Origin of the sequence: Caballeronia ptereochthonis (genome assembly GCF_001545075.1) — a bacterium.
Lineage (GTDB): Bacteria > Pseudomonadota > Gammaproteobacteria > Burkholderiales > Burkholderiaceae > Caballeronia > Caballeronia ptereochthonis.
Genome location: NZ_FCOB02000006.1, coordinates 220,000 through 239,597, shown reverse-complemented (window position 1 = coordinate 239,597; position 19,598 = coordinate 220,000). Strand labels below are relative to the sequence as shown.

General features: G+C 63.9%; 29 protein-coding genes and 2 tRNA genes. 18 read left to right on the top strand and 13 right to left on the bottom strand.

Annotated elements, in window-relative coordinates; all coding sequences use genetic code 11:
* The first annotated feature begins 398 nt into the window (after positions 1–398).
* Positions 399–2,945 carry a penicillin-binding protein 1A gene (locus AWB83_RS08840; protein WP_087044301.1) on the top strand — a complete coding sequence of 849 codons (2,547 nt, stop codon included), beginning with the start codon at positions 399–401 and terminating at the stop codon, positions 2,943–2,945.
* A gap of 104 nt (positions 2,946–3,049) precedes the next feature.
* Here the strand turns inward: AWB83_RS08840 and AWB83_RS08835 are convergent, their stop codons facing one another.
* From AWB83_RS08835 to AWB83_RS08825, 3 genes are all read right to left on the bottom strand, one after another.
* The gene (locus AWB83_RS08835; protein ID WP_087044299.1) at positions 3,050–3,481 is read right to left on the bottom strand and encodes a copper chaperone PCu(A)C; all 432 of its coding nucleotides are present in this window, start codon (positions 3,479–3,481) and stop codon (positions 3,050–3,052) included.
* A gap of 7 nt (positions 3,482–3,488) precedes the next feature.
* Positions 3,489–3,851, bottom strand: coding sequence for a copper resistance CopC family protein (locus AWB83_RS08830; protein WP_087044297.1), 363 nt, complete (start codon positions 3,849–3,851; stop codon positions 3,489–3,491).
* Positions 3,852–3,974: 123 nt separating this feature from the next.
* On the bottom strand, positions 3,975–4,370 hold the full coding sequence (locus AWB83_RS08825; protein ID WP_087044295.1) for a DUF2946 domain-containing protein: 396 nt from the start codon (positions 4,368–4,370) through the stop codon (positions 3,975–3,977).
* Positions 4,371–4,567: 197 nt separating this feature from the next.
* Between AWB83_RS08825 and AWB83_RS08820 the strand changes: the two genes are divergently transcribed.
* A tRNA-Met gene (locus AWB83_RS08820) sits at positions 4,568–4,644 on the top strand.
* 466 nt (positions 4,645–5,110) lie between these two features.
* On the opposite strand, the gene AWB83_RS37690 is transcribed toward AWB83_RS08820, so the two are convergent.
* From AWB83_RS37690 to AWB83_RS36435, 4 genes are read right to left on the bottom strand one after another with little or no spacing between them, the layout of a single operon-like run.
* Positions 5,111–5,482 carry an OmpA family protein gene (locus tag AWB83_RS37690; protein ID WP_374729096.1) on the bottom strand — a complete coding sequence of 124 codons (372 nt, stop codon included), beginning with the start codon at positions 5,480–5,482 and terminating at the stop codon, positions 5,111–5,113.
* A 25-nt stretch (positions 5,483–5,507) separates the two neighbouring features.
* Positions 5,508–5,915: a M35 family metalloendopeptidase gene (locus AWB83_RS08810; protein WP_159463027.1), complete on the bottom strand. Its 408-nt coding sequence runs from the start codon at positions 5,913–5,915 to the stop codon at positions 5,508–5,510.
* Positions 5,894–6,133, bottom strand: coding sequence for a PAAR domain-containing protein (locus AWB83_RS37625; RefSeq protein WP_341866689.1), 240 nt, complete (start codon positions 6,131–6,133; stop codon positions 5,894–5,896). The genes AWB83_RS08810 and AWB83_RS37625 overlap by 22 nt, the downstream gene beginning before the upstream one ends.
* The gene (locus AWB83_RS36435; RefSeq protein WP_159463026.1) at positions 6,034–6,453 is read right to left on the bottom strand and encodes a PAAR domain-containing protein; all 420 of its coding nucleotides are present in this window, start codon (positions 6,451–6,453) and stop codon (positions 6,034–6,036) included. The genes AWB83_RS37625 and AWB83_RS36435 overlap by 100 nt, the downstream gene beginning before the upstream one ends.
* Positions 6,454–7,228: 775 nt before the next feature.
* Between AWB83_RS36435 and AWB83_RS08795 the strand changes: the two genes are divergently transcribed.
* Together AWB83_RS08795 and AWB83_RS08790 are read left to right on the top strand one after the other, a co-directional pair.
* The gene (locus tag AWB83_RS08795; RefSeq protein ID WP_087044287.1) at positions 7,229–7,726 is read left to right on the top strand and encodes a heme-degrading domain-containing protein; all 498 of its coding nucleotides are present in this window, start codon (positions 7,229–7,231) and stop codon (positions 7,724–7,726) included.
* A 42-nt stretch (positions 7,727–7,768) separates the two neighbouring features.
* Complete coding sequence (locus AWB83_RS08790) at positions 7,769–8,107, top strand: DMT family transporter (RefSeq protein ID WP_087044285.1); 339 nt, start codon at positions 7,769–7,771, stop codon at positions 8,105–8,107.
* Positions 8,108–8,129: 22 nt separating this feature from the next.
* Here the strand turns inward: AWB83_RS08790 and AWB83_RS08785 are convergent, their stop codons facing one another.
* Positions 8,130–8,444, bottom strand: coding sequence for a hypothetical protein (locus AWB83_RS08785; RefSeq protein WP_244197635.1), 315 nt, complete (start codon positions 8,442–8,444; stop codon positions 8,130–8,132).
* Between the two features lie 425 nt (positions 8,445–8,869).
* Between AWB83_RS08785 and AWB83_RS08780 the strand changes: the two genes are divergently transcribed.
* From AWB83_RS08780 to AWB83_RS08755, 6 genes are all read left to right on the top strand, one after another.
* Complete coding sequence (locus tag AWB83_RS08780) at positions 8,870–9,139, top strand: hypothetical protein (protein ID WP_087044283.1); 270 nt, start codon at positions 8,870–8,872, stop codon at positions 9,137–9,139.
* Positions 9,136–9,492, top strand: coding sequence for a hypothetical protein (locus tag AWB83_RS08775; RefSeq protein WP_087044281.1), 357 nt, complete (start codon positions 9,136–9,138; stop codon positions 9,490–9,492). Before AWB83_RS08780 ends, AWB83_RS08775 begins: the two co-directional genes overlap by 4 nt.
* A gap of 205 nt (positions 9,493–9,697) precedes the next feature.
* On the top strand, positions 9,698–9,982 hold the full coding sequence (locus AWB83_RS08770; RefSeq protein ID WP_087044279.1) for a DUF1488 family protein: 285 nt from the start codon (positions 9,698–9,700) through the stop codon (positions 9,980–9,982).
* 228 nt (positions 9,983–10,210) lie between these two features.
* Positions 10,211–10,393 (top strand): hypothetical protein, encoded by a 183-nt coding sequence (locus AWB83_RS08765; RefSeq protein WP_087044277.1) that lies wholly within the window; start codon positions 10,211–10,213, stop codon positions 10,391–10,393.
* Between the two features lie 58 nt (positions 10,394–10,451).
* Positions 10,452–11,141, top strand: coding sequence for a TetR/AcrR family transcriptional regulator (locus AWB83_RS08760; RefSeq protein WP_087044275.1), 690 nt, complete (start codon positions 10,452–10,454; stop codon positions 11,139–11,141).
* Positions 11,138–12,247, top strand: coding sequence for an enoyl-CoA hydratase/isomerase family protein (locus tag AWB83_RS08755; protein ID WP_087044273.1), 1,110 nt, complete (start codon positions 11,138–11,140; stop codon positions 12,245–12,247). The genes AWB83_RS08760 and AWB83_RS08755 overlap by 4 nt, the downstream gene beginning before the upstream one ends.
* A gap of 56 nt (positions 12,248–12,303) precedes the next feature.
* Here the strand turns inward: AWB83_RS08755 and AWB83_RS08750 are convergent, their stop codons facing one another.
* Both AWB83_RS08750 and AWB83_RS08745 read right to left on the bottom strand, forming a co-directional pair.
* Positions 12,304–12,729, bottom strand: a complete 426-nt coding sequence (locus tag AWB83_RS08750) for a hypothetical protein (protein ID WP_087044272.1) — start codon at positions 12,727–12,729, stop codon at positions 12,304–12,306.
* Between the two features lie 107 nt (positions 12,730–12,836).
* Positions 12,837–13,082, bottom strand: a complete 246-nt coding sequence (locus tag AWB83_RS08745) for a hypothetical protein (protein ID WP_087044270.1) — start codon at positions 13,080–13,082, stop codon at positions 12,837–12,839.
* Positions 13,083–13,233: 151 nt separating this feature from the next.
* On the opposite strand from AWB83_RS08745, the gene dusA reads away from it, so the two are divergent.
* From dusA to AWB83_RS08720, 5 genes are all read left to right on the top strand, one after another.
* Positions 13,234–14,238 carry a tRNA dihydrouridine(20/20a) synthase DusA gene (dusA, locus tag AWB83_RS08740; protein ID WP_087044268.1) on the top strand — a complete coding sequence of 335 codons (1,005 nt, stop codon included), beginning with the start codon at positions 13,234–13,236 and terminating at the stop codon, positions 14,236–14,238.
* A 118-nt stretch (positions 14,239–14,356) separates the two neighbouring features.
* A tRNA-His gene (locus AWB83_RS08735) sits at positions 14,357–14,432 on the top strand.
* A 153-nt stretch (positions 14,433–14,585) separates the two neighbouring features.
* Entirely contained in the window at positions 14,586–14,888 is a 303-nt protein-coding gene (locus AWB83_RS08730) for a hypothetical protein (protein WP_087044266.1), read from the top strand.
* 70 nt (positions 14,889–14,958) lie between these two features.
* Positions 14,959–15,354 carry a DUF5594 family protein gene (locus tag AWB83_RS08725; RefSeq protein ID WP_087044264.1) on the top strand — a complete coding sequence of 132 codons (396 nt, stop codon included), beginning with the start codon at positions 14,959–14,961 and terminating at the stop codon, positions 15,352–15,354.
* A 114-nt stretch (positions 15,355–15,468) separates the two neighbouring features.
* Entirely contained in the window at positions 15,469–15,672 is a 204-nt protein-coding gene (locus tag AWB83_RS08720; RefSeq protein ID WP_087044262.1) for a hypothetical protein, read from the top strand.
* A gap of 50 nt (positions 15,673–15,722) precedes the next feature.
* Here AWB83_RS08720 and AWB83_RS08715 read toward each other — a convergent pair whose 3' ends face one another.
* Complete coding sequence (locus tag AWB83_RS08715) at positions 15,723–16,754, bottom strand: methyltransferase (RefSeq protein WP_087044260.1); 1,032 nt, start codon at positions 16,752–16,754, stop codon at positions 15,723–15,725.
* A gap of 238 nt (positions 16,755–16,992) precedes the next feature.
* Here AWB83_RS08715 and AWB83_RS08710 point away from each other — a divergent pair, with 238 nt between their 5' ends.
* Together AWB83_RS08710 and AWB83_RS08705 are read left to right on the top strand one after the other, a co-directional pair.
* Positions 16,993–17,730: an SDR family oxidoreductase gene (locus AWB83_RS08710; protein ID WP_087044258.1), complete on the top strand. Its 738-nt coding sequence runs from the start codon at positions 16,993–16,995 to the stop codon at positions 17,728–17,730.
* Between the two features lie 57 nt (positions 17,731–17,787).
* Positions 17,788–18,111: a putative quinol monooxygenase gene (locus AWB83_RS08705; protein WP_087044390.1), complete on the top strand. Its 324-nt coding sequence runs from the start codon at positions 17,788–17,790 to the stop codon at positions 18,109–18,111.
* A gap of 24 nt (positions 18,112–18,135) precedes the next feature.
* Here AWB83_RS08705 and AWB83_RS08700 read toward each other — a convergent pair whose 3' ends face one another.
* Positions 18,136–18,600 carry a hypothetical protein gene (locus AWB83_RS08700; protein ID WP_087044256.1) on the bottom strand — a complete coding sequence of 155 codons (465 nt, stop codon included), beginning with the start codon at positions 18,598–18,600 and terminating at the stop codon, positions 18,136–18,138.
* Positions 18,601–18,714: 114 nt separating this feature from the next.
* Between AWB83_RS08700 and AWB83_RS08695 the strand changes: the two genes are divergently transcribed.
* Positions 18,715–19,101 carry a hypothetical protein gene (locus AWB83_RS08695; protein WP_087044388.1) on the top strand — a complete coding sequence of 129 codons (387 nt, stop codon included), beginning with the start codon at positions 18,715–18,717 and terminating at the stop codon, positions 19,099–19,101.
* Positions 19,102–19,114: 13 nt separating this feature from the next.
* Here AWB83_RS08695 and AWB83_RS08690 read toward each other — a convergent pair whose 3' ends face one another.
* Complete coding sequence (locus AWB83_RS08690; RefSeq protein WP_244197634.1) at positions 19,115–19,537, bottom strand: lytic transglycosylase domain-containing protein; 423 nt, start codon at positions 19,535–19,537, stop codon at positions 19,115–19,117.
* Between the last annotated feature and the right edge of the window lie 61 nt (positions 19,538–19,598).

Here is a 19,598-nt window from a genome sequence, read left to right as displayed (position 1 = left end):
GGGAACCTGCAATCCGTGCATCCATCATATCGGTTTGCGCGCGGTGCGTGGGTGCGGGCCCCCTCGCATCGCAAGCGATGAGCATCGCGCAAAAAAGGCACGCGATCAAAGACTTGCCTATTTTCTCATACGGTTGTCCACAAGGCTCTCAACACTTTCTGTGGGTAACCGCACGAATGCGCGCGCGGGCGGGAATCGGCGCGTCCAAGGGCATTTGCTTACAAAAAAGTCCGACCGGTTTTGCAGCGGCGCGCCCGAATTCTTTAAAATGCGCTGTTAGCTTCGGTCGAATCCGGCCCGCTCATCCGCTCGTCCCGTCCTTGCACTGGCGCCAGAGCATTGGCGCATCGCGGCGCGGCAGCGCGCGCGCTTTCACAGAGCGCCGAACGAACCCAGTCATGCCTATCATCAAACGACCCGACTCATCGAAGTCCTCGCGATACGATCGCGAACCCCGCTGGAACGACTCTCGCAACGATTCACGCAACGACTCGGGCGGCCGCGACGGCGGCGGCCGCAATGGCGGCAATCGTGGTAACGGCCGCAATGGCCGCAACGATCGCAGGGGCGGCGGCCGCTCGGTTTTCGCACGCATCGCGCTCTGGTTCGCGGGTCTCGCGGCGATCGGCGTGGTGGTGGGCGCGCTCATCGTCGGCTATGCGCTCGTCGTCATGGAGCCGAACCTGCCGTCGCTGAACGCGCTCATCGACTATCGGCCGAAGGTGCCGCTGCGCGTCTATACGGCCGATCACGTGCTGATCGGCGAATTCGGCGAGGAGCGCCGCAGCCTCGTGCGCTTTCAGGACATTCCCGATCAGATGAAGAAGGCCGTGCTCGCGATCGAGGACTACCGTTTCTACGATCATGGCGGCGTCGACTTCCTCGGCATCCTGCGCGCGGGCATGGCCGACCTGATGCACGGCGGCGCATCGCAGGGCGCGAGCACGATCACGATGCAGGTGGCGCGCAACTTCTTCCTGTCGAGCGAGAAGACCTACACGCGCAAGATCTACGAGATGCTGCTCGCGTACAAGATCGAACGGGCGCTCACGAAGGATCAGATCCTCGAGCTGTACATGAATCAGATCTATCTTGGCGAGCGTGCGTATGGCTTCTCGGCGGCCGCGCGGGTCTACTTCGGGAAGGACCTGAAGGACATCTCGCTCGCCGAAGCCGCGATGCTCGCGGGGCTGCCGAAGGCGCCCTCGGCGTATAACCCGGTCGTCAATCCGAAGCGCGCGAAGGTGCGTCAGCAGTACATCCTGAAGCGCATGCTGGATCTGAACTTCATCACGCGCGAGCAATACGACCGGGCCGTGGCCGAGGAGATCCACACCAAGTCCGCGGGCACCGAGTACGGCGTGCATGCCGAATATGTCGCGGAGATGGTGCGGCAGATGATGTACGCGCAGTACAAGGAAGAGACCTATACGCGCGGCCTCACGGTCACGACGACCATCGACTCCGCCGATCAGGACGCCGCCTATCGCGCCGTGCGCAAGGGCGTGATGGATTACGAACGCCGTCACGGCTATCGCGGCCCGGAGGGCAATATCAACTTGCCGTCGAACGCGGACGACCGCGCCGAGGCGATCGAGGACGCGCTCGTCGATCACCCGGACAACGGCGAGCTCGTCGCGGCGGTGGTCACGGCGGCGAGCCCGAAGCAGGTGACGGCGCAGTTCGTCGGCGGCGATACGGCGACCGTCTCCGGCGACGGCCTGCGCTTCGCGGCGGCCGCGCTGCGCAGCAATGCGTCGAAGGCGCTCGCGATCAAGCCGGGCGCGATCGTGCGCCTCACGAGGGACGACAAGGGCAACTGGCAGATCACGCAACTGCCGCAGGTAGAAGGCGCGCTCGTGTCGATGATGCCGCAGGACGGCGCGATCCGCGCGCTCGTCGGCGGCTTCGACTTCAACAAGAACAAGTTCAATCACGTGACGCAGGCGTGGCGTCAGCCGGGCTCGAGCTTCAAGCCGTTCATCTATTCGGCGGCGCTCGATAAAGGCATCGGACCCGCGACCATCATCAACGATGCGCCGCTGCACTTCCCGGCGGCCACGCCCGGCGGCGACGCATGGGAGCCGAAGGACGACGACCAGCCCGACGGCCCGATGTCGATGCGCACCGGCTTGCAGAAATCGAAGAATCTCGTGTCGATCCGCATCCTGTCGTATATCGGCACGAACTACGCACAGGACTTCGTCACGCAGAAGTTCGGCTTCGACAAGGACAAGACGCCGCCTTATCTGCCGCTCGCGCTGGGGGCCGGGCTCGTCACACCCTTGCAGCTGAGCGGCGCGTATTCGGTGTTCGCGAACGGCGGCTACCGCATCAATCCGTACCTGATCGCCGAAGTCGCCGATGCGCGCGGCACCGTGATCTCGCGCGCCAATCCGCTCACGGCCGGCAGCAACGCGCCGCAGACGCTCGAGCCGCGCAACGCGTACATCATGAACAGCCTGCTGCACACGGTGGCGACGCAGGGCACCGGCTCGGGCACCAACGCGCTGAAGCGCAACGACCTGCAAGGCAAGACCGGCACGACCAACGACGCGAAGGACGGCTGGTTCGCGGGCTATCAGAAGCAACTCGTCGCGGTAGCGTGGATGGGCTACGACCAGCCCAAGACGCTCGGCAGCCGCGAGTTCGGCGCGCAGCTCGCATTGCCGATCTGGGTCGATTACATGGGACGCGCGCTGCGCGGCATTCCGCAGGAGCAGATGCCGAAGCCGGACGGCGTGACGACCGTCGACGGCGAATTGTTCTATGCCGATCGCACGCCGGGTGCGGGCTTCGTCGCGAGCATCGGGCTGGACAACACCAATCCGATGGCGGGGGACGCCACCACGATGGGCGGCGTGGGTCCGGCGGGAATGCAGGCGCCGCCGCAAGTCACGACCGACGAGCGCAAGCAGATCATGGACATGTTCAACAAGCCATAAGCGTTCGATTCGTCGAGCATGAAAAACGCGCGCCGGGCATCGAGCCCGGCGCGCTTCGTTTTATCGGCGCTCGATGCGGTGCTCGACGCGCGAAGCGAACGAGATCAGTGACCGGTCGCCGCCGCCGACTTCACGGCGCAGCTCACCTCGAGCGTGGACTTGTCCGCGAACGAAAGCGTGAGCGGAACCGTCGAGCCGACCTTGAGCGGCTTGCCGGGTTCTTCCAGCATCAGGTGATAGCCCTTCGGCGCGAAGCTCAGGGTGCCGTGGGCGGGCACGTCGACGGAATCGACGGGCGACATCGTCGCCGTGCCGCCCTTGTTCTCGGACTTGTGCATCATCGCCATGCCGAACGCGGGCGTTTGTACGCCCGTAAGCGTCACGGGCTTGTCGCCGTTGTTGGCGATGGCGAAGTAGCCCGACGACGGCAGGTTGGGCGGCATCGCGCGAATCCAGCAGTCGCGGCCTTCGAGCGTCGCGGCCTGGGCGATGGATGCGCAAGCGAGCGCGCCCGCGAGTACAGCGATTTTCTTCATTGTTGCCTCACTTGACGGTGAAGTTGTAGTGACCTTGAGTGCGATGCCCGTCCGCGGCGACCGCGGTCCATTGCACCTTGTAGACGCCCGGCGCGAGGTGGCCGAGCGCGACGCTCATGTGCTTCCTGTCGCTGGCATCGACGACGGATTTCGCGGTGTTGACTTGCGTGCCTCCGGCATCGGTGACGACGAGCTTGCTGAAGGTCGGCTCGAGCGCTTCGCCGAAGTCGATCGCGACTTCGTGGGGCGCGCTGACGGTCGCGCCGGGCCCGGGGTTTTGCAGCTTCGGCAATGCGTGGGCGAGCGCAAATTGCGCCGCACCGATGAATGCGAGCGCGAGCGCGCCGCGCACGAACGATGATGACCTCATGACGTATCCTTGCGTGCTCGAAGCGTCGCGCGCTGCGAGCGATGTCCGCGATGTTCGAATGGAAGACGCTGCTTTGCACCGTCGCGTGATGCGATGGGCGAAGCCTATGCGTGAGAGCGCGAGTCAGACGAGGGCGGGCGGGGCGCGTGGTTGCGCGGCGCTGATGAGGTCGCGGCGAGGCGCGTCGGCAAAATGGTTCGCATCGAACGCTTCGCGCTTCGTCAAGCCAACGCCAAAGCGCTGTTGCAACGAGGGCGGCGCGGGCGCGTGCGCGATGAGATCGCAATAGGCGCAGGCTTGCAGATGACCGAGCGCGTCGTGCTTCGCATGATGTGCGCCCGGCTCCTGCTCGAGCCGCGACGCATGCGCATCGGCTGCGCACACGGACGCGAGCAACGACTCCATGCGCGCACGCTCGAGTGCCTGCGATGCGACGGGCGCGAGCGAGAGCAACAGCATCGCGCATATCGCCGCGATCCCGCCGATCTTCCCGATGATGCCCCGACGCAAGTGATGCATGCCTTGCCCGATCCGTTGTCGTTGTATGGACGTTGCTGAGCGGATGATTATGCCACGCGTGTTTCATGGCTCTTTGCGTCGAACCGGGACGCTTCGACGCAGGCCCGGCTCTTCTATGGTCGCGCTTTGTCTTCGATCGAAGCAAACGAGGCATTGCGTCCAGGTAAGCGATGACTTATAATCTTTTCTTCGACGGACGCGGGGTGGAGCAGTCTGGCAGCTCGTCGGGCTCATAACCCGAAGGTCGTAGGTTCAAATCCTACCCCCGCAACCAATATCAGCAAGGCGTGCACGATTGTCCGAATTTTGGGCGTAGCATTTATTCCAGATTTGGGCGCTGTGTGGGCAAAGTCGGCAAGAATCCGGCAAACCGTCGCACTATCAAACCCGCCATCGAGCGGGTTTTTTGTCGTTCGCGCGCCGTGCTTCCTTCGATGCATGAATGCCCTTTCCACCAATCAGCGAACAATCCCGCTCACGCGGGCGGGGTGGTATGGCGTCTATCCGAAGGCGGTGGCGGCTTCTATGAGAGATTTCTCGCACCACCGTATTAACAAGTACAGACATGGTGCGTGCGGCGCTTGAATGCGCGACGACAAAAAAGAGCCGCACGCGTGCCGCGCGGCCAATGTGCTACATTGAAAAGCTGGTTACGAGTCCAAGTCTAGCTGCGTCCGGCAAACATCTTCTCTGCCAGACAGGGCGACGAGTTCTCTCCCGTAGCAGTTCAGACTCGCGGATCAAGGATTACCGGGGGACGTCTGGCCGCACGGGTTTGGACAATCTCCGGGCGAGCAGCGCGGCAGAAACTCGATTTCAATTTGATTCCTTACAGTCGGCGGAGTCGCTGCGGTGTTTCTCCAAATCTCGGTCGTCGCTGTAATCCTGCCTGCCGCTACTCCGAGATTCTGAAGATAGCCGCTTGCCGCTTTCGCCCGCCTATCAGCAATGCGTTGCGCATCAGGTTGATGTTCATCGGCGAAACCATACACGGAAACCGGTCCCCTGTCCGCTACGCTGCCACGTACCGAAATTACCAACTCCGCGAGACGAACCCGATCCTCATTGGAAAGGGTCGTTGCTGATCCTTCAAGCCTTGTTCCATACTGCATTGCAAAGCTACACGCTCTCGCTTCGTCAGACTCGCAGACCAGAAGAGAAAGAGTCAGAAGCAAGTACGTAAAAAGCGATGTTATCGGCATTCTTGATTGCCATGTCCGGCTCACTTTGTGCGAGTTGCAAACAAAGGCGTGGCCCGTAAGTATTTTTGTAATCGAGTGCTCCAAAAGTGTCATAGAAGTGAGTGCATTCGTGCACGATGGTGAGTTGCATGGAAGACAGCGTACCTGCGGTCGTCTCTGGTAGGTCGCAGAAGTTCCGAGTAATCGCAATGGTATGCGTCGCCGTATCAGGTCCGCAAACATGTGCCACTTCCCCGCGCGTGTCCGAATTCGGCACGCATCCGAGAACGCGTTCTTTTTCCGGGTCGGGGCGGATAAAGTTTTTCGGCTCAAGGCCCTTCATTACGACCAAAAGCGCACGCAATCTCTGTCGCTGTCAACTTCTAGAAAGATACCCGGATTACTCCCGACGATAACTCGGTTTTTGCCACATGGACAAAGAACCCTGTCGCCTTCAACGACAACGCTGCGCGTCTTCTCGGTCATACTGTCGCCGGTACCGAATATCTTGAAAGCGCCTTTACACGTTCCACAGGTGGCTTCGTCACCGCTAAGGGCAACTTGCCTTCCGCCATCGAAGATGGTCGATGAATAGGCGATAACGCATCCCCGCGTAGTCGTTGGATCGCCGTGGCGCACAGCAGCTTTACGCATGGTTCACTCCAGAATCCGCGGCATAAGGCGGTACATATCCCGGTTCGAACAGCCCCGGAATCGTCTCCGCTTCCTGAGCCGTCAAGAATGGTGGCTTCGGTTCCATCGTCATACGTGACGGTATCGCCGACAAGCGCGGCTTTGAAGCCGTCGAATTCCGCGCCGCTTGATACCTTCGAAACTCGGCCGCCGCGCTCGGTTGTCGAACCGATGGTGGCCACCCAATGAACGACTTCTGACTTGTCCATGTCGTTATCCTGACTGTTGTTATGGATAACGAACGTATCGGATTCGAAAGCTGATTGGAATTGAATTGCGTAATTTTTGTTGATGAGATTGACGCTTAGCCACGCATAAGCGGTATGCGCGAGAAGTAACCAGAAGCGAAAGCAGGCATGCGCGAATATTGATGGCCCGTTAGCAGCGCGCCGCTTCCCGCGCCTGGGCAGCGGACATGACCGGGTAAACGCCAATTCGCTTGCGTCCAAACTTGCTATCCGGTTCGCGAAAGCGAAGGCTGTACCGCACTGGAGTCGGCAGCCGTGACGTGTACGCACAGGCCGGTAAATGTCCCCGAAGGCGTTAGGGAACGCATGAAGTCGCGGTCAATGGTGACGCGCGCACTGGTCTTCGGCATGGCGATGGCTCATTTGGGCAGAATTGGGTGATCCCCGCAAGCAACAACGGGCAACATCAACATGCAGAAACAACCGTCTACAAGCAAGATCGGGCTCATAACCCGAAGGTCGTAGGTTCAAATCCTACCCCCGCAACCAACCCGTCCAGCATCTCATCAAAAAGCCCGGTCAATCCGGGCTTTTTGCTTTTCTGCGCGGCGCGACATCGATGCACTCCGAGCGCTCGCGCCACCGCCGCGCAAAGTCGCAATTACACCGGTTCATGGCCGACCCGCATGTTGCGGCATCGCAGGCGCATGTCAAAATCGCAAGGCCCGGTGAGGCCGCGCCCGCATGATCGGGCCCGCCATACCTCTTTCACGCACGCAACAGGAGTCGCACGCTCATGGACATTCCACACGTTCTGCAGGCCATCGCACATCAGGAGCGCACGCTCGTGTTCCCGCAGTTTCACGCCGAGCAAGCGTGGCAGATCGGCTCGCAATTGCGCGAGATGGCGGTGGCGCGCGACGCCGCCGTCGTCATCGACGTGCGCACCTTCGGGCGCAAGCTCTTCTATGCCGCGCTCGACGGCACCACGCCTGACAACGCGCGCTGGATCGAACGCAAGTCGCGCACCGTCGAGCATTTTCGCCGCAGCTCCTACGCGCTCGGCCTCACGCTGCAGCAGGCGGGCACGACGCTCGCCGAGAAGTTCAGCCTCGATCCCGCCGAGTTCGCGACGCATGGCGGCGCGTTTCCCGTGCGCGTGTCGGGCGCGGGCGTGATCGGCTCCGTCGCGGTGTCGGGTCTCGCTCAGCGCGACGATCACCAGATGGTGGTCGAGGCTCTTTGCGCCGTGCTCGGCGAGAACTTCGGCAATCTCTCGCTCGGACGCGACTGAAGCAACCGACAAACGAACAAGATCAGGAGAGACTCAACGCCGATGCGCTCAACCGCTTATGTGCTCCTCGCGATCGCGATCGTCGCCGAAGTCGTCGCGACCTCCGCGCTGCGCGCCTCCGATGGCTTCACGCGCGCGCTTCCCGCGGCCATCGTCGTGGCCGGATACGGGCTGTCGTTCTATCTGCTGTCGCTGACGCTGCGCGCGTTGCCGGTCGGCGTCGTGTATGCCGTGTGGTCGGGCGCCGGTATCGTGCTCATCACGCTCGTCGCCGCGCTGCTCTTCAAGCAGACGCCCGATCTGCCCGCCATGTTCGGCATGGGCCTCATCGTCGCGGGCGTGGTGGTGCTCAATGCGTTCTCGAAGATGAGCGCGCACTGAAGGCGGGCGCGTCGGCGCGTGCCTACTTGCAGCGCACGATCATCGAGCGGTTCTTGACGTTCGCCGAGATCACGTTGGTGATGCCGCCGCCGGTCGGGCCGCCTTCCTCGTTGTCCTTCGAAACGATGTCGTAGCCCGTCGCGCCGCATTTCTTGCCCGCGAGCACATAGCAGCTGGCCCAGCTCGAGCCGGCATCCGCGCCGCTGCAGTTGACGGCATAGCCCGTCTGGCCGTCGGGCAGATTGATGAGCGATGCATCGTTCGACGACGCGCACGCGCCCAGGCTCGCGACGGCCAGCGCGGCCGCGCCCAGAGCGGCTGCACGCAGCCACGACATGCGCGATGCCCGGGACATGTCCCGTGAAGCGCCGGCATGCGCGGCGCGCGCGGAGATTCGGCGCATGCGCCGACCGTGTTCCTTCATCTTTACCTCGTGAGAGCGAATGGCGATCCGCGCCGCTCACCCTTTTACAGGGCGGGCGCTTTTGAGATTCGCATTGTCCCATACGCGGCTTACGCGACTCGTAAGCGGTTGTTAGCGGCGCGCGAGGCGCGTGACTCGCGCCGAAAGCCGCCCGCGCGGGCGCGCTGCTTGCGGACGACAGGCTGGAAGCACGCGCGCGTGCGCGACGCATCCGCGGAACATACGCAATGAACTAATTTCCGGATTGCACGCCTTATTCATCTGGAATATCGGTTGAAATTGCCTGACGCGTGTCGAGAACGCTTCCTGCGCGCGGCACGCAAAAGGGAGGTAAGCACATGGCGGAAAGAGTCACGGGGCCATATCGCGGCTATTACATCAGCGCCTCGGCGCGGCTCGTACAGTCACATGGAGAGAGCGGCGGCGACGCCCAGCCGATCTATGTCGCATCGGTGAGTCTTGCGCGCGGCGGTCCGGACGACGCGCATCGCTTCGAGGCGCTCGTCGATCTCGGACCCGAGCGGCGGTTCGCGACCGAAGACGAAGCCCTGGCGCACGTGGAGCAGGCGGCGCGCGAGTATATCGATCGCTTGCTGCACGCCACATGATGCGTCCCGTTCATCTGCGTCACGCCGTGCTGTACGACGTCGCGAACTGCCTGATCGACCTGTTTCCAAGTGGCGCGGACGTCGCGGAAATCGGTCTCGATGCGGCGCCCTCGCTTTTCGTGAGCTGGCGCACGGGCGGCGTGGCGAATCATCCCGGCAACATCGCGTGGGGCGTGCATTACCGCTTCGATGCACAAGTGCTGCACGCGTATCTCCGTCTCTCCAGGGAAGAGCGGGAGCGGGTATGCGAGCGCATCCGCGAAATGAGCCGTCTCCTCGATTTCAACTACGCGGATCCGCTGGCGAGCTCGCTGCTGGTCGTGGATGTCGACGAGGCCGTCCTCGCCGCGTGAAGGGCAGGGTGCTGGACCGCGCGACGCGAGCGCGGGTACCATATTCGCCGGATCGATTCATGCGAATGCTTGCTCACTCCTGCCCGGGCCGGCGCTTCGCATCGAATGGAGCAATGGAGCGCTTGAACGTGCTTGAACGTCTTTGCGTCGGTTCCGGTCGGATGTTCTTCCGAAGCGGCCGCCGCGCCCAAGCCACGAGACAATCATGGATATTCGATTCCTCCCGGACGCGCCCGATTACCGCGATTCCAACCTGACGATCGAGTTCGCCGCGCTCGTCGACGGCCGGCGCGTGCCGTGCGCGATATCGGTCGAGGCGCTCGAAGATCATTTCGGCGCGCAGACCTACGACAGCACCGGCTGGATCAATGCCTTCGATGCGGGCCGCCCGCGCATCGAGGCGGTTGCGCGCGAGCATCTTCGCGTGACCAACGGCATGCCGGTGCTTCTGAAGAGCGGGCACTTTCCGCCCGGTCCCGTCACGGTCTGACGCACCGGAGCCGGCCGGAACGCCTGCGCTTGCATGGCGCGATGCAAGCGCTTCATCACGCCGTTCTGCACTATCGGCGCGACATGCATCGCGCGTCCTTCCGCGCCTTCCCGCAACGGAGTACCATCTTCGTGTTTGCCGCACGCGACGCGATTCGCTCGGCACGCCACTTGCTCAACGGCATGCGCTTTCCTTGAGCAGCCATTATAAAAATCGCCCGGGGTCGTCATGTTTCATTCCTTTCTTCACTCACTTATCGAGTCCAATGCGCTATGGCTCATCTGGGCAGCCGTCGGTGTGCTGATTCTTGCGTTGTGCATCGTGTTTGCCTCCGTCATGCTGGGCGACTCGGAGGAGCCGCTCTACAGCGGGCCATCGCGCCGGAACGACGACGGCAAGATGATCGTCTGAGCCGCCGCGGCGCGGCCGCGAATTGACTTCGAAAGAAGCGGTGCCGACAATGCCTCGCATGGGACTGCAAGAGCGGCGCACCGAGCAAAGACGCGAGCAGCGCCAGGCGCTGCGTGAGCGCATACTCGATGTTTCGCGCGAAATCGTGAAGCGTGAGGGATTCGCCTCGCTCTCGATGAGGAAGCTGGCGGAGGCGATCGATTACTCGCCCGCCGCGCTCTATCTGCATTTCCGGAGCCGCGGCGAGATCGCGCGGGCCTTGCGCATGGAAGGGCACGCGCGCCTGCGCGAAACGTTTCTCGCGTACACGACGATCGCGGATCCGGCCGCGCGCCTGAACGCCATGGCGCGGGCGTATGTCGAATTCGGCCTGACCGAGCCCGAGACGTATCGGCTGATGTTCATGGAACCCGCAGGCCTTGCCGAGACAGCCGCCGATGCGGGCGACAGCACGGCCGAGCCTGGCGCGGCGACGCTCTTGCTGATCGCGGACGCGTTCGTCGAACTGCGCGCGGCCGACCGGCTGCCGCCGCACGCCGCGCCGACAGCCTGCGCGGAAGGACTGTGGGCGAATCTGCATGGCATCGTCGCGCTCAAGCTGAACAGCGCGTCGCTGCCCGAGACGCCGGTCGCGACGCTCGTCGAGTTGTCGCTCGATGCGTGGTTCGCGCCGGCCAACCGAACCGAACCTCGGGGAACTGAACCTCGAAGCAACTCAGCGAACCGACCCGACACTTCAACACGATGACCACCGAAGACATCCGTATCGACACCGCCAACGGCATCGGCTTCATTGCGCTCGATCGTCCGAAGGCACTCAACGCGTTGACCGCGCCGATGCTGCGCGCGATCAGCGAGGCATTGCGCGCATGGCGGCACGACCAGGCGATCCGCGCGGTCGTGGTCTACAGCCCTCATGTGCGCGCGTTCTGCGCGGGCGGCGATATCCGCTTCCTGTACGAATCCGCGAAGGCCGGCGAGCGGGGCGCGATCGACGCGTTCTTCACCGACGAGTACAAGCTCAACCACGCCATTTTCACGTTTCCGAAGCCGTACATCGCCGTGGTGAACGGCGTCGTGATGGGCGGCGGCATGGGCATTTCCCAGGGCGCGCATCACACGGGCGGATTGCGCCTCGTCACGCAGTCGACGAGGATGGCGATGCCCGAGACCCGCATCGGGCTGTTTCCCGATGTCGGCGTGAGCTGGTTCCTCGCGCGCGCGCCGGGCGCGATCGGCCGCTATCTCGCGGCGACGGGGACAAGCATGGCCGCCAGCGACGCGCTTTACGCGCGCATGGCCGACGCCTATCTCGAGGACGAGGCGCTGCCGGGGCTCATCGAATCGCTGCGGCATCAGCGTTTTCTCGATGGCGTGGAGATCGTGCGCTTCGTGCAGAACGAGGCCACGAAGTACAAGGTCTCGCCGATTCCCGAGATGAGCGCGCTCGCCGGCGCGCGCACGATGATCGACAAGCACTTCGCGACGGGCAACGGCGCGGCGATTCTGGCGTCGCTCGAGCGCGAGGCGGACGCCGGCAACGACTGGGCGCGGCGCACGATCGCCGAGTTGCGCGAACGCTCGCCGCTTTCGGTGGATGTGTCGCTGCAGCAGGTCGATCGCGCGAAGTTTTCGACGATGGCCGAAACGCTGCGCCGCGATCTCGACCTCACGCGCACGGTGTTCGAGCGCGGCGATGTGATGGAGGGCATCCGCGCGCGCATCGTCGACAAGGACAATCAGCCGCAATGGAAGATCGCGCGCGCCGAAAACGTCGACGCCGGCGATGTCGATCGTATGTTCGAGAGCGCGTGGACGGCCGCAGCGCATCCGCTGCGGCTCTTGAAGGACTGATGCGAGAGCGGCCCGCCTGGGCCGCTTTTTCCTTCGGGGTTCGGATCAGCGCCGAATCAACGGGACTCGCTGCCCGCCATGAAGGCGCGCATGAAGACGAGCGCGCCCCAGCCCCAGATCGCGTTGGCGATCAAGCTGGGCGCGAGTCGCGGCAGCATGTTGCCGCTCGGCCAGATGCCGCGCGCCGGATCGATCACGAATGCGCCCGCCGCCGTCAGGACGATGCCGCCGAACACGAGCGCGCCGATCCAGGGCGCGCCGCGGTCGGGCGCGACGCGCAGAAGCCACGCCATCAGCACGCCGAAGACCGAGCTCCAGAGCGCGTTGGCGATGAATTCGGGGATGCCGAGCGGCAGGAAGGGCGCCGTCGAAAAACCGGCCGGATCGATGAGCCCCGCGCCGTGCAGGAGCGCCAGGGTCGATTCGCGGAAGAAGAGTGCGGCAAGGAAACCAGAAACGAACGGCAGAATGACTTTTTGCATTGGCTAGACCGCTTGAGGCCGGAGGCGCGGTGCTCTCCGATTATCGTGACGAGCGCCATTATAGTGGCGTCGCGCGAGCTTCCAAGCGGGTCTGACGGAGTTCGAGGCTATTTCGCGATCGCGTCGCTAGCCGGGCTGTGATGCAGCATGCGATCGCTGTTCTGCGGCAGATTCGGACGCTTCACCGGCATGTTGTCCGGGTTGTCGGGGCGTGTGGCGCTCGCGGACGGCGCACCGGGCGCGCTGGGCGGCTTGACCATCGATGCGCTGTCGTCGGGGCGCGCGGCCTGTGCGTGCGCGGCGAATGTGGCGGCGAGGAGAAGGGCGGCTGTCGCGAGGTGTTGGCGGGTCATGATCGGTCTCCGCGAGCGGGAGACGTTCGATGTGCATGCCGCGTGCCCGGGGCGGCGATCGCGCGGGGCGACCGATCTGCCGCGCTGCGGTAAAATTACGGATTCGCCTTTATATTCAAGCGGCTCGTGCCAAGCGGGCCCGCCGTCGCCCATGTCAGCCGTACCGAAGATCAGTCCCCGCCGAGTTTCCGTCGCACCGATGATGGACTGGACCGACCGCCATTGCCGGTCCCTGCACCGGCTCGTTTCCCGTCACGCGTGGCTTTACACCGAGATGGTGACGACGGGCGCGCTGCTCTACGGCGACGTCGCGCGCCATCTGGCGTTCACGCCTGCGGAGGCGCCCGTCGCGCTGCAACTGGGCGGCAGCGAGCCGGACGATCTCGCGAGGAGCGCGAAGCTCGGCGAGCAATGGGGCTACGACGAGATCAACCTGAATTGCGGATGTCCCTCCGAGCGCGTGCAGCGCGGCGCGTTCGGCGCATGCCTGATGAACGAGCCGCGGCTCGTCGCGGATTGCGTGAAGGCGATGCGCGACGCGGTGTCGATTCCAGTGACGGTCAAGCATCGCATCGGCGTGGATGAGGTCGAGGACTATGAGTTCGTGCGCGATTTCGTCGGCACGGTAGCCGATGCGGGTTGCGAAGTGTTCATCGTCCACGCGCGCAACGCGATCCTGAAGGGATTGAGCCCGAAGGAGAATCGCGAGATTCCGCCGCTCAAGTACGAGTACGCCTATCGGCTGAAGCGCGATTTCCCCCATCTGGAAATTTCGATCAACGGCGGCATCAAGACGCTCGATGAAGTCGAGGAGCATCTGAAACACGTCGACGGCGTGATGCTCGGCCGCGAGGCTTATCACAACCCGTACGTGCTCGCGGGCGTCGATACGCGCTTCTACGGCGCCGATACGCCGATTCCCTCGCGCGAGGAGATCGAAGCGGGGCTCATCGGGTATGCGCGTGCCGAACTTGCGCGCGGCACGTATCTCGGTGCGGTGACGCGGCATGCGCTCGGACTGTATCGTGGTGTCGCGGGCGCGCGGGGATGGCGCCGCGTGCTGTCGGACAGTCGCCGGCTCGCAACGGGCGACCTGTCGATTTTCGACGAGGCGCGCAGTCATCTGCGCGAGGCCGTGGAAGCGATCGCATCGTAAGGCGCGCGTTTCGGCAAAAGATGCTCAAAGGGACTAGGCAAGCGCAATCATTGTTCGTATAATCTCGCTTCTTGATTGCTGCGGCAGGTTTGAAGCAGTCAGGATCGCGGTAACAGTGGTGGCTGTAGCTCAGTTGGTAGAGTCCAGGATTGTGATTCCTGTCGTCGTGGGTTCGAGTCCCATCAGCCACCCCACCGAGAATTCAAGCAAAAAGCCCAGTCACCCAACTGGGCTTTTTGCTTTTTGGTGTTTTGTCGCGGCCGTCGAACGGCACAGACGCACGCCGCATCCGCGCCACCATGCTACGATTTCCCCACCACCTCCCAACGACGACATTGGAGGCAGCTATGGCTACTTTGGCGATCGACGGCGTGCGCTGGGTCAACGACCGCGTGACCAACGTGCGTTGGGGCAGTTTCGATCCGGCCACGAATGATTGGGCGGCGCCCACCACCATCGTGGACGTCCAGCAGGTCGTGGACGCCATCAAGAGCGGCAAGGAAGTGCGCACGCTCTTCAAGCTTGGCGGCAGATCCTTCCTCGGCCCGAAAGTGAGCGCGTTGCCGTATACGAACGGGCATATCGGCATCGAGGCGCGCGTGCAGGAAGGACAGATCGAGAAATCGCTCGAGGATCTTCCATCCGTCTGAAAGTCTCGCAAAATACTTCGACAAGGGGCGCCGCTTCGCCGCACGCGCCCCTTGTCGCGGAGAAAAAACGTTGAATCGAGAACAGGCGTTGCGTTTCGAGGCCGGGTTCATGCCGCGCATCGTCGAGCGTGTGGCCCGCGCGGTCGGTCGCGGCGTGCGCGTCGAAATTCTTCCCTATGAAAATTCACGCATGCCGACGCGTCTGCATCTGAGCGCCGGGCGTGCGCCACGAGCGGGCAGCGGCGAAGCGCGTGGCTATCCGTGCCCGCTCAACGTGTTCCTGACGTGGGACGACGAGGAAATCGAACGCTTGCTGGACGCCGGCGGCGAGGCCCGTTTCCTGCGATACCTCGAGGCGATCGGCGCAAAGCTCGACGCCTGGCAGGGCGCGCGCGAAGTCGATTTCGCGACGTGCTCGCAGGCGGAACCGTCGGTGCTGTTCGGCGGTCTCGACTTCGAGGCCTGATCACGGCGGCCGGCTGCCGCCCGCCCGCGCCCGTTCAGCCGATGAATTGCAGCTCCGGCAGATCGCCTCTGGCGGCTCCGGCAGGGCGCATCACCATTGAACGAGGAGGTCGGTATGGCATCGTCGAATGAAGGCAATCTGCGCGCATTCGTGCAAACGGCGGAGCAGGCGGGCGGCTTCGTCTGGGTCATCACGCTCGTCGATTTCGCCGCGCGCGAGGTCAAGCGCGCCTTGGTCTCCGAAGAGAATTTCGCGACCGCCGACGCTGCCCGCGACGCGGGCAACGATCGCCTGAAGGGCATGTCGAACGACCGCTGACGGTTTCGGGACCACGCGGGCCAGGCACGGCGACCTGACCCGCGTGCTGTTCACTTCGTCGCGATCACCATCGAGTCCGCGCCCACCAGCGGTTCGACGCGCGCGGTCGCGAAGCCCGCGTCCTTCATCCATGCGCAGCACTGCGCGCCGGTGTAATCGAAGCCGCCCGGCGTCTCGATCAGCATGTTGAGGCTCATCAGCAGGCCGAAGGCGTTCTGACGCCGTTCGTCGTCGATGATCGCGTCGTACACGATCAGGCAGCCGCCCGGCGGCAGCGCGGCGTGGCATCTCGCGAGCAATTCGCGCTTCTGCTCGAGATTCCAGTCATGCAGGATGTGGCCCATCACGAGCACGTCTGCCGATGGAATCGGATCCGTGAAGAAATCCCCGGGATGGAAGCGCAGCCGGTCGTGCAGGCCGTTCGCGGCGACGTAATCGTCGAAGACCGGGCCGACCACCGGCAGATCGAAGCCTCCGCCCGTCAGATGCGGATGCGCGAGCGCCACTTGCACGGGCAGCGCGCCCTGTGCGGCGCCGAGATCGACGAATGTGCGGTGCTCGCGCCACGGAAACTGCCGCGCGATGGCCTGCGCCGCGCCCATGCTGACGCCGCTCATCGCGTGAAGAAACACGCGCAGGCGCGCGGGGTCGCTGTACAGCGCTTCGAAAACATTGCCGCCGTGCTTCGCTTCGTTCTGTGGCAGACCGGTGCGCAGCGCCTCCGTGAGCGATCCCCAGAACGGGTAGAGCCGCGAATTCGCCATCTCGAGCAGTCCGCCGACATATGAAGGTTTGTTGCGGTCGAGGAAGAAGTCGGCATCGACGGCATTCGCGTAGCGGCCGTCTTCGCGTGTGAGCAGCTTGAGCGCGACGAGAGTGTCGAGAAAATCGAGCGCACCGCGCGGATGCAGCTCCAGCGCCGGCGCGAGGTCCTCCGCCTGTCTCGGACCCGTGGCCAGCTGCGTGAACACGCCCAGCTCGACCGCTGACAGCAGCGCCTTCGATGCCCAGAACGCCATGCCCAGTTGCAGCAGCCGCTCGGGACCAGGCTGCGGGTTCGTGCCGCCTTGCGCATCCTGCATGACGCGCCTCCTGTCGAAAGTACGACGAAACCGCGATGGGAGAAAGTGTAAGCAAGCGGGAAAGGATTGCGTAACTCTAGATGCCGTTCGCGTACCGATCAAGGCGGAAATGTGCGCCCCGTCACGAAGAAAAAACGTTCGAAGACATCGAACAAGTACGCCAAGAACGTCGTACGGCAAGGCACGCGCCCCCGCCCATAATGCCTTCACACTGATCAACGTTCACAAGGAGAACGTCATGAATCGCTTCGAAGGCAAGACAGTTCTGGTTACCGGCGGCAACAGCGGCATCGGTTTGGCAACGGCGCAGGCGTTCGCAGCGGAAGGCGCGCGGGTCGTCATCACGGGCCGCGACGAGGCTGCGCTCGCGACGGCGCGCGCCTCGCTCGGCGCGAACGCCATCGCCATTCGCAACGTGACGGGCACGGTGGCCGCCGCGCGCGAGCTCGCGCAACGCCTCGCCGATGAGGGCATCAGGCTCGACGCCATATTCGCGAACGCCGGCGTAGGCACGTTTGCGCCGTTCACCGACATCGACGAGAAGGCATGGGACGAAACTTTCTCGATCAACGTGAAGGGCCCGTACTTCCAGATTCAGTCGCTCGTGCCGTTGCTCAACGAAGGCGCGTCGATCGTGCTGAACGGGTCGATCAACGCCCATATCGGCATGCCGGCTTCCTCGGTCTATGCGGCGAGCAAGGCGGCGCTCGTGTCGCTCGCGAAGACGCTGTCGGCGGAATTGCTGCCGCGCGGCGTGCGCGTGAACGTGGTGAGCCCGGGCCCGATCTCGACGCCGCTGCACGAAAAGCTCGGCCTCGTCGATGAAGCCGCGGCGCAGCTGCAAAGCCAGATTCCGCTCGGCCGCTTCGGCAAGTCGAGCGAAGTGGCGGCGACCGTGCTGCATCTCGCCGCGCCGGAATCGGGCTTCATCGTCGGCACGGAGATCGTGATCGACGGCGGCATGAGCCAGCTTTGAATCAACCGCACTAATTGCACGGGCCGCGCGCGGCCCGTGCACAGCGAGGCTTTCATCATGAGTGACCTGATTTCGTTCGTCGTTCACCTGCCGGGCAAGCCCGAGCATCGCGAGGAACTCGAAACGCGCCTGCTCGACGTGCTCGAACGCATGTCGGAAGAGCCGGATTTCATCAACACGTATCTGCATCGCGCGGCCGGCGACCCCGACACGCTCGTGCTGTATGAAACCTGGGCGTGCTCGGCCGACCATTTTCGTGCGCATCACCTGGGCCGCCCGTATCGGCAGGCGTACGAGGCCGCACTGCCGCGGATGCTCGCGCGCGATCGGACCATCGAGTTTCTCGAGCCGATGCGGACCTACGAGAAGACGCGTGCCTGAATCGACACGCGAGGGCGGCGGGCTTCAACGATGATGTCCGCCGCCGAAGCCATGCATGCCGCCGTGAAATCCTTCATGCGGCATGGTGGCTCGCGAGTGGAATCCGCCAGGATGAAACTCGCCGAAATGCGCATGCTCCATCCGATGAAAATGATGAAAGTGATGGAAGCGGTCGACGAACACGAAGCTCGCGCCGATGCCCACGAAAATCGGCGGTCCCCAATACCATGGATCGGGATACGGATAGGCGGCGACCGGATAGACGATCACGCTCGAATCCTCGTCATCGCGGACGATTTGCCAGGTGCCGTCCGGCTGGAGGCAGGCGCGCGCGGCCACCGGCTGGCTGACGCCATCGATATCGGCTTGCTCGAGAATCGCGCGGCACTCGCCGACGGCGGCGAGCGAGTCGTCGTAGCTTTGCGCGAAGGCCGCCGACGAGAGCGACAGCGCCATGACGGCCGCGGCCAGGCCAAACGGGGAAGACATGATGCGCCCCTGCGTGAAGGGTAGTTCCTGTCTTTGTAACGCTTGGGGCGGCGGCTTTATTCCGCGACGAAAGGCGGCGCACAATCGCGCAAGGCAACGAAACGGGTCATCGCGATGAGCGGAAACGACGAGCAGGACGATGTGCATGGAGAACGGCGCGCCGGTCCGCAAGCGGCACGCGAGGCGCGTTATCGCAGCTACGAGGCGCAAGGCGAATCGTCGATCCGCGCGGATCTCGACGAATCCGCGGATACCGACCCCGAAGCGGCCTACAAGCGCGCCTGGCTGCGCGGCAAGGAGGCGACGCGCCAGGACGAGCAATTTCGCGCGATGTTCGCCTCGGTGGCGTCGGCCAACGACGCCGCGCAGCTCGCCCGCGATTCCGCCCGGGCGTCGCGCCGCTCGGCCTTCTGGACGATGATCGCGGCGCTGGCGGCGGCGAGCGGCGTGGTCCTCAACGCGGCCATCGAGCTGGGATGGCTCGACTGGCTGCGACGATGAAAGCGTGCGGCGTTCAGCGCATCGCCGGCTGCAATTCGCCCCAGCTGACGAGGATCCGCTGGATGCTGCGCGCATACGCGTCGCGATGCTTCGGCGATTCCGAGTGATACGCGCCGATCGCCCGCCACGTGTTGCCGTATTTGACCATCTTCTGCTTCAGGAGCCATGCGGCGACGAACACGTTGACGCACGGATCGGTGAGCGCGCGATGCGGGATGCCCTGGCGCGCCAGATCGGGGAAATGGATCGAGTTGATCTGCAACTGGCCTACGTCGATCGAGCCATTGGCGTTGCGGTTGATCGCAGCGGCATCGCCTTTCGATTCGAACCAGGCGAGCGCGCGCAGCACGAGCGGATTCACGCCCTGATAGGCGCCGGCTTGCTCGAAGCAATCGTCGGCACGAGCGGCGCTCGCGGCGAGTGACGCTCCGAGCATCGCGCAGGCGGCGAGCGCGCGGCGGATGCGCCGTGCCGCTGTGACACGCGTTGAATGACAC